Source organism: Neobacillus cucumis (assembly GCF_002860255.1).
Taxonomy (GTDB): Bacteria; Bacillota; Bacilli; order Bacillales; family Cytobacillaceae; genus Neobacillus; species Neobacillus cucumis_A.
The window spans coordinates 1-15147 of record NZ_PGVE01000015.1 but is presented as its reverse complement, the minus strand read 5'-3'; the positions used below and the strand labels follow the sequence as shown (position 1 = coordinate 15147).

General features: G+C 38.9%; 10 protein-coding genes and 2 riboswitches. All 10 genes read left to right on the top strand.

The window, feature by feature from the left end; genetic code table 11:
* Positions 1-48: 48 nt before the first annotated feature.
* The 10 genes from CVD27_RS02335 to ptsG all read left to right on the top strand — a co-directional run bounded on the left by CVD27_RS02335 (position 49) and on the right by ptsG (position 14766).
* Positions 49-720 (top strand): transaldolase family protein, encoded by a 672-nt coding sequence (locus CVD27_RS02335; protein WP_101646293.1) that lies wholly within the window; start codon positions 49-51, stop codon positions 718-720.
* 169 nt (positions 721-889) lie between these two features.
* Complete coding sequence (gene ypfJ / locus CVD27_RS02330) at positions 890-1720, top strand: KPN_02809 family neutral zinc metallopeptidase (protein ID WP_101646292.1); 831 nt, start codon at positions 890-892, stop codon at positions 1718-1720.
* Positions 1721-2137: 417 nt separating this feature from the next.
* Positions 2138-3382 (top strand): LysM peptidoglycan-binding domain-containing protein, encoded by a 1245-nt coding sequence (locus tag CVD27_RS02320; protein ID WP_101646291.1) that lies wholly within the window; start codon positions 2138-2140, stop codon positions 3380-3382.
* 153 nt (positions 3383-3535) lie between these two features.
* On the top strand, positions 3536-4492 hold the full coding sequence (locus CVD27_RS02315; RefSeq protein WP_257984234.1) for an AAA family ATPase: 957 nt from the start codon (positions 3536-3538) through the stop codon (positions 4490-4492).
* A 2-nt stretch (positions 4493-4494) separates the two neighbouring features.
* Entirely contained in the window at positions 4495-5715 is a 1221-nt protein-coding gene (locus CVD27_RS02310; RefSeq protein ID WP_101646347.1) for a DUF58 domain-containing protein, read from the top strand.
* On the top strand, positions 5712-7919 hold the full coding sequence (locus tag CVD27_RS02305; protein WP_101646289.1) for a DUF4129 domain-containing transglutaminase family protein: 2208 nt from the start codon (positions 5712-5714) through the stop codon (positions 7917-7919). Before CVD27_RS02310 ends, CVD27_RS02305 begins: the two co-directional genes overlap by 4 nt.
* A 37-nt stretch (positions 7920-7956) precedes the next feature.
* Positions 7957-8058: riboswitch (purine riboswitch) on the top strand.
* A gap of 132 nt (positions 8059-8190) precedes the next feature.
* Entirely contained in the window at positions 8191-9729 is a 1539-nt protein-coding gene (guaA, locus tag CVD27_RS02300; protein ID WP_142384066.1) for a glutamine-hydrolyzing GMP synthase, read from the top strand.
* A 237-nt stretch (positions 9730-9966) separates the two neighbouring features.
* Positions 9967-10068, top strand: a riboswitch (purine riboswitch).
* A 110-nt stretch (positions 10069-10178) separates the two neighbouring features.
* Entirely contained in the window at positions 10179-11507 is a 1329-nt protein-coding gene (locus CVD27_RS02295; RefSeq protein ID WP_101646287.1) for an NCS2 family permease, read from the top strand.
* A gap of 178 nt (positions 11508-11685) precedes the next feature.
* Complete coding sequence (gene glcT / locus CVD27_RS02290) at positions 11686-12528, top strand: glucose PTS transporter transcription antiterminator GlcT (RefSeq protein WP_101646286.1); 843 nt, start codon at positions 11686-11688, stop codon at positions 12526-12528.
* A 189-nt stretch (positions 12529-12717) separates the two neighbouring features.
* Positions 12718-14766, top strand: a complete 2049-nt coding sequence (ptsG, locus tag CVD27_RS02285) for a glucose-specific PTS transporter subunit IIBC (RefSeq protein WP_101646285.1) — start codon at positions 12718-12720, stop codon at positions 14764-14766.
* Positions 14767-15147 lie beyond the last annotated feature (381 nt).

The following is a 15147-nucleotide window of genomic DNA, read 5'->3' as shown; positions in this document are numbered from 1 at the left end:
TGGCTTAATCTACTAAGGTTAAGTCTTTCTTATTAAGGAGGATGACTAGTGAAGTTATATATTGATTCAGCGGACGTAAAACAAATCTCTCGTATAAATGAATACTATCCAATCTCGGGTGTGACCACTAATCCATCTATTATTGTCAGGGAAAATCGCCCTTTCATAGAACTGCTAAAAGAGATAAGACAAGTGATTGGTCATGAAAAGGAGTTGTTTGTTCAATTAATTGGTGATTCCGCTGAAGAAATGATAGAAGAAGCAAAATTTATTAATGGCAAGTTAGCAGGAAATGTCGTCGTTAAAATTCCAGTAACAGAAGAAGGAATCAAGGCAATTAGACTGCTTGATTCTGAAAAAATACCTACACTTGCAACGACAATCTATACTTCTTTTCAAGCTTTAATTGCTGCGGTTGCTGGTGCAAAATATGTAGCACCATATGTAAACCGGATTGATAATTTAACTGGCAATGGTGTAAAAGTTGTATCAGAAATTAATAAACTATTTAATACGTATCAATTACCAACTGAGATTTTAGCGGCCAGTTTTAAAAATGTTCAACAAGTACACGATGTTTGCCTATCTGGGGCAAAAGGAGCTACGGTCGGAACAGAATTAATTGAAAAGTTTATAGCCTTTCCCGCTACTCTTCAAGATGTTAAGGTATTTAAAGATGAATGGCAGACTCTTTACAGGACAAGAACGATCATCTATTAAATTCTTAATAAATAGCCTTTCTTTAATTTTCACTTAAAATACCAATTATACGCTTAGTTTAAACATACCGATTTCCAATTTATAATCAGGTTTTATCTCCTTGCAATGGGTATAACACTATAGACATAGTAATTTGTAACCTGCATTTATTTTTTAGGGAGGTAAAATTATGAACTGGAAGGGAAGACGGGAAAGCTCTAACGTTGAAGACCGCCGGGGCATGGGAGGAAAAACAATCATAGGAGGAGGTATAGGCAGTATTATCATCGTGCTCCTCTTTACACTCCTTGGGGGAAATCCTGGAGATATAATGAACAACATAACATCAAATAATGATTCTGGCACCAATACTCCATACCAAGAGACAGCGAAGGAAAAGGAACAGGCGGATTTTGTTTCTGTGGTTTTGGCTGATACAGAGGATATATGGTCTGAAGAATTTAAAAAAAGAGGGCTCACATACGAAAATCCTAAGCTCGTTTTATACACCAATAGTGTCCAATCTGCCTGTGGATCTCAAAGTGCCGCAGTGGGACCGTTTTATTGTCCAGGTGACCACAAACTTTATATTGATTTAAGCTTTTATCAGGAGCTGAAAGACAAATTCCAAGCACCAGGAGATTTTGCCATGGCGTACGTCATTGCCCATGAGGTAGGCCACCATGTTCAGACGCTTCTGCATTCAGGAGATCAGGCCTCAGCAGCCGAAAGACGGACAAATGAGTACTCCGTCCGGTATGAATTGCAGGCTGACTATTTGGCTGGTGTATGGGCTCACTATGCACAAGGGAAGGGCTATCTCGAAAAGGGTGACCTTGAAGAGGCGTTAAATGCAGCAAAGGCGGTTGGTGATGACAATATCCAGAAAAAAGCCCAGGGCTATGTTGTTCCCGAGAGTTTTACACATGGGACCTCTGAGCAAAGAAAACGCTGGTTTAATAAAGGATTTCAAACCGGCACCATTGAAGGCGGAGATACTTTTCATGCATCAAACCTTTAATTGTTTACCTTATACCTGAAATATAGAGGATGAATTCGCAAAGAGGATTCATCCTCTTTTTTTATAGGCTCTATTAAACGATATTGTTGTTTTTTATACTCTGTAGATTGGAGCGGAAGGCGCTCGACTCCTGCGGGAGTACGGGGCTGGGGAGACCCCGCAGGCGCTATTGCGCCGAGGAGGCTCCCCGGCATGCCCGCGGAAAGCGAGCGCCTGGAGCGGAAATCAACCCCCAAATTTAACAGAGTCTTTTTATAAAGTGAGCATGATTTAAAGAATATGTAGAAAAAGCACGAATTATGGACAGAAAATTTAGAGCACTATCGAACTTTACTAATAGGTAGATAGTTCATATAGAGGAAATTAGTGGTGCAAAAAACTTAAACTTTATAGAGAGAATAGGAGAAAAGTTTAATTATGAAAAAAGAGATCTATACAACGGGGGAACTTACATTAAGTAGAAAAGAAACATACGGCAAACACAAACAGATAAAACCTGTTCCGGTTTTTACTTCAAGAATGGAAAAACGAGAATATTATAAAAACGTCACTCTCTTTGATATACGTCATGTATTGGATGTTAAAGGATTACTAAAAGATATAAGGGCAAATTTTCATACATATGTGAATCAAGTGCACGAATGGATTCAAAATAATCCAATCAAAAAATTAATTGTTACTGGTATTTTTACAGTAGTACTTGGATTATACGTAAATACGGCGAATGCAGCAGCCTATATTCAGGAATACACTTACCAAGTAAAAAATGGCGAAAACATAGAGGAAGTTGCAGCTAAACACGGAGTTACCGTTCAAGAGATACTGGATGCTAATGGCCTTGCTTCTATTGAGGGTAAGAAGATTTTACTGCCAAAGGTTCAAGACAGAATCGTAACTGCTTCGACACTTAACGTCCGGTCTCAAGCGACCACTAAAAGCAGTATTATTAATAAATATAAAAAAGGCGATGTTGTAAAAGTATCATTTGTAGAAAACGGATGGGCCGGGATTTTGATTAAGGGACGGCTTTGTTACGTAAGTGCAGATTATTTAACAAACACAGAGAAAGAAGATTCACCTATCATTGAATCGCAAGCTAAAACTATGTATGTCACAGCAACGTCATTACGAGTAAGAGAAGCATCCTCGACTAGCAGCGCAGTATTAGGTTCGTTAAAGCTGAACGATCGAGTGTTGGTGACTGCAAATATCAATGGATGGGCAAAGATAAAAATTAATGGGAGAACGGCATACGTCAGTGAAACTTATCTAACGAGTAAAGAAAAAACTAAAACGGATTCAACCACTGTGTATGTAGTAAAAAAAGGTGATACTTTTACAAAAATCGCCAAAGCACTAGATATTACAACAGCAGCTATTCAAAAGTTGAACCCAGCTGTGGAGCCAACTAAGTTGAAAATTGGACAAAAAATAAATATCCCTTCTGCCCCATCAAATCCAAATCAAATCAAGGTAACAGGCCAAATAGGTGCGGTCGACAATGAAGGAACTTTTCTTTTTATCACCAGTGATGGCCGTACTAATACGGCTAAAGCAACAGGCAGCTTAATCAATGAATTATTTAAATCTCAAGGGAAAATAGTAAATCTTATACTTGAAGGGAAAAGGGGACAAAGGTTAACCTTAATTTCCTTTCAATAAAAATTAGATCTCTCCTTATTGGAGAGGTCTTTTTGTTTTCAGTAAGTACATATCCTTTTTAAGGATATATTACTTCTTTACAGGAGTTTTCCGGAAAAAAGAGAATATTTAATTGAATGACATAAATTGGTTAAAACGCAAGGAGGTATGACCTTGTCACATGATGAAAAGAATCCAACGATTGAAAGAATAATAGAAAACATTGAAAAGGTAATGATTGGCAAAAGAAATGTCGCAGAGTTAAGTCTTGTGGCACTGCTTGCTGGAGGACATGTTTTATTAGAAGACGTACCAGGTGTAGGGAAAACGATGATGGTGCGTGCTCTTGCGAAGTCGGTAAGCGCCAACTTTCGGAGAATCCAATTTACACCAGACCTCTTGCCGTCTGACGTAACTGGGGTGTCCATTTATAATCCAAAGGAAATGGAATTTCAATTTCGGCCAGGCCCCCTTATGGGAAATATAATCCTTGCTGATGAAATTAATCGAACTTCACCGAAAACACAATCCGCACTCCTTGAAGGGATGGAAGAATCAAGTGTCACTATTGATGGTGTGACCCATAAATTGAGCAGGCCATTCTTTGTTATGGCTACGCAAAATCCAATTGAATATGAGGGGACATATCCCCTTCCGGAAGCACAGCTCGATCGCTTTCTTCTAAAAATGAAAATGGGATACCCGGATATACAAGAGGAAATCGAAGTACTTAATCGCGCCGAAAAGGTAGCACCGATTGAACAACTTACACCAGTGATTGATATCGAAGGACTGCTTGCTTTGCAGAATAAAATAAAAGATGTTTTTGTCGATGATACCATAAAGCGTTACATCGTCGATATTGTCAACCGGACAAGGGGGCATGGCAGCGTCTATCTGGGGGCCAGTCCAAGGGGTTCGATTGCTTTAATGAAAGCAGCTCAGGCCTATGCGTTTATGTATGGCCGGGAATATGTCTTGCCGGATGATATTCAATATTTGGCATCATTTGTTTTATCACACCGGATTATTTTGAAATCTGAGGCCAGGTTTGAAGGGACATCAGCTGAAGATATTGTCAACCGGGTAGTTGCGAGAGTACCCGTACCGGTAAAAAGGCTTGTGAAATAATGATGGAAAAAAGATGGCTTCTGGTAAAAAAGGTTTGGAAATTCATTCTCTTACTTATATTAATTCTCTTAACGTTTTCATATGCCATGTTCCAAGGAGGATTTGTCAGTTGGTTTTTGTTTTATAGCTTTTTGCCATTTGCTATTTATTGCATGGCCTTATCCTTTTATTCCTTAAATGAACTAGAAGTATCAAGGATTTTACCCAAAATTGATTTTAATGCCGGGGAAGTCCTACAAGTGACGGTAAAAGTGAAACGCTCAAATGTTTTTCCTTTATTTTTTCTGCTTATCGAAGACAACTTAGATGAACCATTAAAATTAGCCCAACAACGAAAAAAAGCAAAAGTGCTTATTCTGCCAGGGGTGAGAAAAGAATTTTCCTTTGAATATCTTATCCATGACTTGCCGCGGGGGGAACACTTTTTTCATTCCTTTACACTTAAGATTGGTGACCCGCTAGGATTATTTGAAAAGGAAAAGACTTTTGCGGCAGAAGGGAGAATCATTGTTTATCCCGCATACTCTGAGCTGCTCTACCAGCCATTTGAAAATCAATATGACCAGGGACTAACCGCGTCAAGAGAGCGTGTCCAGCGCGATACCTCCATGGCCATAGGGGTTAGAGAATATCAGCCAGGAGACCGGTTCTCTTGGATTAATTGGAAGGCATCAGCAAAGCGGAATGAAATTATGACCAAGGAATTTGAGCAGCGCCAATCGCATGATGTATTTGTTTTAATGGACTGTATACCCGATAAGCGCTTTGAAACGGTCGTATCCTTTACAGCTTCGCTTGTTCGGGCCGTTTTAAAGAAGGGGGCTCAGACGGGATTATTAACCTGTAGTAACGACCGGGCGTACTTTCCCATTAGCGGCGGGGAGCCACAGCTTAGGCAGCTTTTTTATCATCTTGCAAAAATTGAAGCTAAAAGTTTAAGGCCGTTCGAAAAGGTCATAGAAACAGAGGGATTGTTTATTCAACAAACCATTTCCTTTATGCTGGTTACTGCCCAGCTGACGAAACCACTGATAGATAAGGCGAGCTTTTTAGGGCAAAGGAAAGGTTCAATAGCCCTTTTTCTAATTAAGGGTCCAAAAGAATCTCCAACCGAAAATGAGCGTTCTTTAATGGCAATTGCCAATGCTCGTGGAATTCGAATCGTCCTGATCAATGAGGGTAATCATAGGGCAGCCTTTTCGGAGGTGAGTTTACGGTTATGAAAAGGGATATTCCATCGTTTCTTTTGTATTTGTTCAGTTTTTTCTTATTATGGGAATGGCTTCGCCCAATAAAACAATTAACAGATACAAGTAATATTGGAATTTTTATTGCTTTTTTAATTGTATCCTTTGCAGCCTCCTTTTTTAAAATCAAAGCTGTTTGGCGATTGCTGTTGATGGTTTTGTATATCTTATTTGCCATCAATCACCTTCACTATGAGGAAGGATTTTTTAACTTTAACTGGTTGTCATCCTTCATAACGGAATGCGCAGATAATGTCGGTTTACTATTAAGCAGGCAATGGAATGATCTATCAAATGAATTTCGAACCCTTTTGTTTTTTATCTTGTTAGGGTTGATGGTGTACTTAATTAACTATTGGCTTTTAAGACAGAAGCGAATCTTTATCTTTTTCTTTATGACATTAATCTATATTACTGTATTGGATACTTTTACAACCTACAGTGCCAAAACCGCTATTGTTCGAACCGTTGTGGCGGGATTTGCGGTCATGGGGATACTGACCTTTTACCGAATCATCCAAAAGGAAAAAGTCTATTATGATGCAGAGTCCATTCGAAAATGGATGATTCCACTGTCTGTCATGATTGTTCTTAGTGTTCTGGTGGGAATGGCTGCCCCAAAAGCTGCCCCAATCTGGCCAGACCCAGTGCCTTATTTAACGGCCAAAAACGACAAGGCTGGTACCTCCAGTCCGAAGGCAGGTCCGCATCGGATTGGATATAGTACGGATGATAGAGCCTTGGGCGGTCCATTTGTTGGTGATAACCAAGCTGTTTTTGCCTATGAGGGCAATGGAGAGAACTATTGGAAGATGGAAACGAAGGATATGTATACGGGGAAGGGGTGGATTTCCTCAGGATCAACCTTTACCTCTTTTAGAAAAGGCGATCTTGTCCCTATTTATTCGATTCCTTCCGAAGTGGAAAGAATTAAGGAAACGGCGCGCGTGATATTAAACGGCAGCTATAAATTTAATTATGTCATGTATCCAGCAGGTTTAACTAAGATTCTAACTATACAGCCTTCTAGCCAAAATACAAATCAGTTTTTGGTGGATGGGAATAACGAGAAAATTAGTTTTATTACAAGAGAGCAACAACCTGTAGTCCCTCAAGTTTTTACAGTTGAGTTTGAACGACCTAAATATAAGGCTTCTGAATTGGTCAAGACAACGGCGTTTCCTGCCGAAATGAACAGAGCTTATTATGAGAAATATACCATGCTGCCAATGAATTTGCCGCCACGGATAAAAGAACTGGCAGAGGAGATTACAAAGGGAAAGATAAACTGGTATGACAAGGCAAAGGCCGTTGAAGACTATTTCGACAATAATGGATTTATCTATGATCAAAAAAATGTGGCGATTCCTGGGGAGAAGGATGACTATGTCGATCAATTCTTGTTCGAAACAAAACGGGGCTACTGTGACAACTTCTCCACATCTATGGCAGTTTTACTTAGAACAATAGGTATTCCTACTCGCTGGGTAAAGGGGTATACGGGCGGAGAATTTCAATCCTATAGTGATGAGAGCACTTCTAAGCAATTTTATGAAGTAACCAATAATAATGCCCACTCATGGGTGGAAGTTTTCTTGCCAAATCTGGGCTGGATACCATTTGAGCCGACAATAGGCTTTTCGAATGAAATGAATATAAATGATGATTTAGAAGGAGACACTGCGGTAGGTGGGCAGCCGATGGTACCGCCTTCAGTGAAAAGACCTCAGAAGGCAGAAAAGGATACGGTAAAGACTGAAAAAAAATCAGCGCAATCTGGCGTAATGATAACATTCTGGAATTCAGTGAAGGGCCACTGGGGGCGGTTTCTCTTAGTTACGCTTCTTTTAGCCGGATTGACTATCATCGTTTACCTTATCCGTGGAAGATGGGCTCCATATGGAATTTTGCTCTTTTATAAATTTAAAAAGAAGGATGAAAATATAGGTTCAGCATATCTGATTTTATTAATTCAACTAGAGCGTTATGGACTAAAACGAAAGGAAAATCAAACTCTCAGGAGTTATGCTCGTTATATCGATACCTTTTTTTCAACGAGAGAAATGACCCGTTTAACTGCCCGGTATGAACAATATCTCTATCATCAGAGCCTTCCAAAAGGAACTTGGAAAGAAACGCATGAATTGTGGGAAAATTTAATTAAAAAGACAATCGCTTGACCGCAAAAACGACCTATTGTTACAATAAGTTTTAATTCAATAGGGTATGTACTACCTTCATATATCCTCGAAAATAGGGTTCGAGAGTCTCTACCGGGTCGCCGTAAATGGCCTGACTATGAAGGCGGAATTTTTCTATAAGCGTTATTTTGCGAGATAACTAGAATTCTGCCTTCCTGTTTATGTTTGGGGAGAGAATTCTAGTTTTTTTTATTTTTTCACTTTATTGTATAAGCTAATACTATTATTAGAAAATTGAGGGGTGTCCGTTTTGACAGAGAAACAAGATTTAATTGTTGTGTTAGACTTTGGGAGCCAATATAATCAGCTGATTACCCGCCGCATCCGTGAATTTGGTGTGTATAGTGAACTACATCCGCATACGATTACTGCAGAAGAAATTCGTAAAATGAATCCGAAGGGGATTATTTTTTCAGGCGGTCCAAACAGTGTCTATGATGAAAATTCTTTCCGCTGTGATGAAGAGATTTTTGAAATGGGCTTGCCGATTTTAGGAATCTGCTACGGCATGCAGTTAATGACCGTTCATTTTAACGGGAAAGTGGAAAAAGCACAGCATCGTGAGTATGGTAAGGCAACCATGGTTGTTGAAAAGCCATCTGCTTTATTTGCTGAGCTTCCAGCTGAACAGACTGTTTGGATGAGCCATGGGGATCTTGTTGTGGAAGCACCTGGAGGGTTCACAGTTAATGGAACAAGCCCGTCTTGTCCAATATCGGCAATGAGTGATGAGAATCGCAAACTTTATGCCGTTCAATTCCATCCGGAAGTACGTCATTCTGTTTATGGAAATGAACTACTCAAGAACTTTGTCTTCAAAGTTTGTGAGTGCAATGCTAATTGGTCCATGGAAAACTTTATTGAAATGGAAATGGCAAAAATTCGTGAAACTGTTGGTAACAAGAAAGTACTTTGTGCGCTAAGCGGCGGCGTGGACTCTTCTGTAGTAGCCGTATTAATTCATAAAGCAATCGGCGACCAATTAACATGTATTTTTGTTGACCATGGTTTACTTCGAAAAAATGAAGCGGAAAGTGTCATGAAAACTTTCTCAGAAGGCTTCCATATGAATGTCATTAAAGTGGATGCAAAGGAGCGTTTCCTTTCTAAATTAGAGGGTGTTTCAGATCCTGAGAAAAAACGTAAAATTATCGGTAATGAATTTATTTATGTGTTTGATGATGAAGCGGCTAAGCTTGAGGGAATTGAGTTTTTAGCACAAGGAACCTTATACACAGACATTATTGAAAGTGGAACAGCTACTGCACAAACGATTAAGTCACACCATAATGTAGGCGGGCTTCCAGAAGACATGCAATTTACATTGATTGAGCCACTTAATACGTTATTTAAGGATGAGGTTCGTGCTCTAGGAACGGAACTTGGCATTCCTGATGATATTGTTTGGCGTCAGCCATTCCCTGGTCCAGGGCTAGGTATTCGTGTTTTAGGTGCCATTTCGGATGACAAGCTTGAAATTGTCCGTGAATCGGATTGGATTTTACGTGAAGAAATTAAAAAGGCGGGACTTGACCGCGAAATTTGGCAATACTTCACTGTGCTGCCAGATATCCGCAGTGTCGGTGTGATGGGGGATGCACGGACATATGATTATACCATCGGAATCCGCGCGGTTACATCGATTGATGGAATGACTTCAGACTGGGCAAGAATACCATGGGATGTATTAGAAGTCATCTCAACCAGAATTGTAAATGAGGTATCACACGTGAACCGGGTAGTTTATGATATCACCAGCAAGCCGCCTGCAACGATTGAATGGGAATAGACTAAAAAAGCTTAAATAGCCTTAAAATAAGACGAGCCGAGCTGCTCGTCTTATTTTTTTGACACGGGGCTGCAATTGGACAGCGTAAATCACAATGAAAATGTCGATTTATGAGGAATGGTGATGAAGCTTGGAATAATTAAACAAAAATACGAACGATAAAAAAATTTTTTATATCATCGTTCGTATTTTTTGTTTACAACTTTTGTCCTACCTGTTACAATAAAAAACGGAATCAGGGAAATAAAATAATTGCATCGTATAATCTTGGGAATATGGCCCAGAAGTTTCTACCGAGCCACCGTAAATGGCTTGACTACGAGGCAGTGTTTAATAAAGAGGCTTTCTTTTCCTCTATTATTATTGCACGAGCCTATAGTCAGCTCCGGTAGAATATACCGGAGTTTATTTTTGCATAATAAAGAAAAGAGTGTATAGGAGGAAAAGAAATGCATAAGTATTTTGAGTTTGAAAAAAATGGCACCAATTATCGCCGTGAATTTATTGGCGGTTTAACCACCTTTTTAGCAATGGCTTATATATTAGTCGTAAACCCGTTAACATTATCACTTGCTTCCATTAAAGATTTTCCGGATGCATTAAGAATGGACTACGGTGCAGTATTTGTGGCTACAGCACTAGCATCAGCTCTTGGTTCCATTGTAATGGGGCTGCTTGGAAAGTATCCGCTCGCTTTAGCACCAGGTATGGGATTAAATGCTTTCTTTGCTTATACAGTTGTTTTAGGAAGTGGTATTCCATGGCAGCATGCATTAGGTGCGGTTCTTATTTCTGGTATCTTCTTTCTTTTACTAACACTTACAGGACTTCGTGAAAAAATTATTAACGCCATTCCAGTTGATTTAAAACATGCAGTAGGAGCTGGAATTGGATTGTTTATTACGTTTATCGGTTTACAAAACGCAGGAATTATTGTAAACAACGACGCTACTCTTGTTGGGTTAGGTGATCTGACAGCAGGAAATACGTTGCTCGCTATTTTCGGTATTGTCATAACGGTTATTATGATGACTAGAGGCATCAATGGAGCTGTATTTTTTGGAATGGTAATTACTGTTATTGTAGGAATAATCTTCCATTTAATTAAAATGCCGCATCAAGTAGTTGATACTGTACCGAGCTTATCACCAACATTTGGTGCTGCCTTCTCTTCTTTTAGTGACAGTTCTTTTTATACAACATCAATGCTCGGAATTATTTTGACTTTCTTGTTTGTTGATTTCTTTGATAATGCTGGAACATTAGTGGCTGTAGCAAACCAAGCGGGAATTATGAAAGATAATAAACTTCCTCGTGCTGGCCGTGCTCTTATTTCTGATTCAATTGCAACAACTGTTGGTGCTGTACTTGGTACTTCAACTACAACTTCTTACATTGAGTCATCAGCAGGGGTTGCTGCGGGAGCAAGAACCGGGTTTGCTTCTCTCGTAACTGCAGCACTATTTATCTTATCGCTCTTTTTCTTTCCATTATTATCTGTTGTTACAGCGCCTGTAACAGCACCGGCTTTAATTATTGTCGGGGTGTTAATGGTATCGTCATTAGGAAAAATTGATTGGACTAAATTTGAAATTGCAGTTCCAGCTTTCTTAACCATGATTGCAATGCCACTATCCTACAGTATTGCAACCGGGATTGCAGTCGGCTTTATTTTCTACCCGATTACAATGATCGTAAAAGGACGCACAAAAGAGATTCACCCAATGATGTACGTATTCTTTGTGATTTTCGTGTTATATTTTATATTCCTAAAATAAAAGCTTTTGTAAAAGGGAACTGTCATGTGCAGTTCTCTTTTATTTTATTTTCAGTGCGAAATTGAACATTTTCCTAAAAATTGTCTAATAACTGTCGAACATTGTCGTTGACTTCCGGTTTAACCTCTTATAACATGAAAATATTAAAGGTATATGTAGGAGAAACGGGGGTGAAAGTTTGGCAAACTTATTAATCGATAAAGTATTAAATAACAATGTATTAATTGCTGAACACCCTTCCTTTAAAGAAGTTGTTTTAATTGGGAAAGGCATAGGGTTTAATCGTAAACATGGGGACTATATAGAAACAGAATCAGTAGAAAAGCTTTTTGTTTTGAAGGATGAAAAGGAACAAGAAAATTACATTAAGTTGCTCCCGTTTATTGATTTGGATTATTTAGATGTCATTATTTCTGCGATTGACCTAATCAAACAACGTACACATGCAGACTTAAATGAACATATACATGTGGCTCTCACCGACCACCTAATGTTTGCTCTAACGAGAGCGTCAAAAGGAATGGAAATGAGGAATCCATTTTTAGTTGAAACAAAAGCGCTGTATCGGCATGAATATGAAATCGCTTCAATGGTGGTAGAACACATTAGCGAAAAAACAGGGATTCATCTTCCGGTAGGTGAAATAGGGTTTATAGCATTGCACATCCATAGTGCAATTACGAATAAAAATTTATCCGATGTTAATCAACACTCCCAGCTTGTCAGCCGATTGGTTTCGATGGTAGAGGAACAATTTGATATTGAAATTGACAAAGAAAGTATTGATTACATGAGGCTTGTCCGTCATCTCCGTTTTGCAATTGAACGCGTAATAAAGGCTGAAAAGGTAGAAGAGCCAGAAAAAATTGCAAACCTATTGAAAGTTGAATATCCGGTGTGTTATAATCTCTCATGGAAGCTCATTAAAGTGATGCAGCAAACATTAAAAATGAAAGTCTTTGATGCGGAAGCGGTTTATCTAACTATGCATCTGCAAAGACTTCAGAACAAATTTAAATAGCACTTATTATTTTTTACGTGTTACTGATTCGATCAGGCATGAGTGAAAAGTATTAATTGAAATGGAGTTTTTGGGGTAGTCTATACCTAAACTCTGAATCAATAGTACTTTTACTCATGCCTTTTTTGTTGTTTTTATATCTCGTGTGTAACCGCTTTATGAGCTAAAAAAATTCAGGAGGTCATTTAAATGAAAAGCGCTTTTGGTACGTTACAAAAAGTCGGTAAGGCACTGATGCTTCCGGTTGCTCTTTTACCTGCTGCTGGGATCTTGCTTGCGTTGGGTGCCGCATTGGTCAATCCGGCATTATTAAACCTAGCACCTTGGTTAGATAATAGCGGGGTTGCAATGGTTGCGTCTGTTATGAAGAATGCAGGCGATATTGTTTTTGGTAACTTGCCGCTGTTATTTGCGGTGGGTGTTGCTGTTGGATTAGCTGGAGGAGAAGGAACAGCTGGACTGGCGGCTATCATCGGTTACTTAATTATGAATGTAACGATGGGTACTGTTTTAGGTATTGATGCAAAGGATATTAATGGAACAAGTTATGTTAGTGTCCTAGGTATCCCGACTCTTCAAACTGGAGTATTCGGTGGTATTATTGTTGGTATCATTGCCGCTTCGATGTACAATAAGTTTTTTGAAATTGAACTTCCATCCTATTTAGGGTTCTTTGCAGGAAAACGTTTTGTTCCGATTATCACAGCTGCTACAGCTATTATTCTTGGTTTGATCATGCTAGTTATCTGGCCGCCAATCCAGTCAGGATTAAATGCATTCTCGACTAACATGGTGAATGCAAACTTAACTCTTTCTGCATTTATTTTTGGGGTTATTGAGCGTTCATTAATTCCGTTTGGATTACATCATATTTTCTATTCACCGTTCTGGTATGAATTCGGAACTTATACTACAAAAGCGGGTCAGGTTGTACATGGTGACCAGCGTATCTTTATGGCTCAAATTTCAGACCACGTTAAAAACCTTACTGCTGGTACATTTATGACTGGTAAATTCCCATTCATGATGTTTGGTCTGCCGGCTGCAGCGTTAGCCATATATCATGAAGCGAAACCTGAGAAGAAAGCATTTGTTGGTGGGCTAATGGCTTCTGCTGGTTTAACATCTTTCTTAACAGGTATTACTGAACCGATTGAATTCTCATTCCTTTTCGTAGCACCAATATTGTTTGGTATCCATGCTGTTTTTGCTGGATTATCGTTTATGGTGATGCATTTATTAGATGTAAAAATCGGGATGACGTTCTCTGGTGGTTTAATTGACTATATTCTATTTGGTTTAATTAACCCGCAGACACATGCGTGGCTTGTTATTCCGGTAGGTTTGGTTTTTGCTGTAATTTACTACTTTGGTTTCCGTTTTGCGATTCGTAAGTTTGACCTTAAGACTCCGGGACGTGAACTAGAGGAAGAGGAAAGTCAAGAAACTGGAAAGGCTGCAGGCGGAGATTTAGCTTCTAATATCTTAGATGCTATGGGCGGTAGAGATAATATCGCAAATCTAGATGCTTGTATCACACGACTTCGTGTATCGGTAAAAGACATTAAAAATGTTAATAAAGATGAATTAAAACGTCTTGGTGCTGCAGGAGTGCTTGAAGTAGGTAATAATATTCAAGCGATCTTTGGTCCACGATCTGAAACAATTAAAGGTCAAATGAAAGATATCATGTCAGGAAAACGCCCTCGTGCGGCTGCACCTGAACAACAGCAAGCGCAGCAAACGACAGCAGCAACTGATGTTATGCAGGCTGCGCGTGAAAATGAAGTGTTTGCTGCACCTCTTAAAGGGGAAATCAAACCTATTACAGAAGTGCCAGATCAGGTGTTTGCGGGTAAAATGATGGGTGATGGTTTTGCGATTGTTCCTTCAGAAGGAATGGTAGTATCTCCTGTTAACGGGAAGATTGTTAACTTGTTCCCAACTAAACATGCGATTGGAATCCTTTCAGATACTGGTCGCGAGATCCTAATCCATGTGGGTATTGACACGGTTAATTTAAAAGGCCAAGGTTTCGAAACATTGGTTTCAGAAAACGAAATTATTGAGCAAGGACAACCACTTCTAAAGTTTGATATTAACTATATTAAAGAACATGCAACTTCAACCATTACTCCAGTTGTTTTCACTAACTTAGCTGAAGGTGAAAAAGTGGTAATTGAGAAGTCGGGTCAAGTTAATATGAAACAAGAAGGTATTGTGAAGATTACGAAATAAGATGAAGAAAGAAGCCGGCTCTTAGGAAGTCGGCTTCTTTCTATTATATATAGTGTTAGTGATGCAAATAGGAATGAGATTGGAAATGACGGAAGGAGATGTCCTGATAAGTGGGTTGAATGTTTATTTATCTGTACTAAGTGTTTCAGATATTGTTCTTAAGAAAAATGAAAAGAAATTGAAATTTAGTGTTGACTCAGAACTGTCTAAAGTGATATTATATTCAAGCAGTCGTTGAAACGAAGTTAATAACAAACATTTTAAAAAAGTTATTGACTTTAAAATAACGATATGATATATTAATAGAGTTGCTTCTGATGAAGGAACATAAGATTGCTCTTTGAAAACTAAACAAACAAAAACGTCAACAAACAATAATTA

What these genes read in the sequence shown, in the direction of transcription:
- ypfJ (WP_101646292.1), top strand. Translation starts at nt 890, where the DNA reads ATGAACTGGAAGGGAAGACGGGAAAGCTCTAACGTTGAAGACCGCCGG.
- CVD27_RS02320 (WP_101646291.1), top strand. Translation starts at nt 2,138, where the DNA reads ATGAAAAAAGAGATCTATACAACGGGGGAACTTACATTAAGTAGAAAA.
- CVD27_RS02310 (WP_101646347.1), top strand. Translation starts at nt 4,495, where the DNA reads ATGGAAAAAAGATGGCTTCTGGTAAAAAAGGTTTGGAAATTCATTCTC.
- CVD27_RS02305 (WP_101646289.1), top strand. Translation starts at nt 5,712, where the DNA reads ATGAAAAGGGATATTCCATCGTTTCTTTTGTATTTGTTCAGTTTTTTC.
- CVD27_RS02295 (WP_101646287.1), top strand. Translation starts at nt 10,179, where the DNA reads ATGCATAAGTATTTTGAGTTTGAAAAAAATGGCACCAATTATCGCCGT.
- ptsG (WP_101646285.1), top strand. Translation starts at nt 12,718, where the DNA reads ATGAAAAGCGCTTTTGGTACGTTACAAAAAGTCGGTAAGGCACTGATG.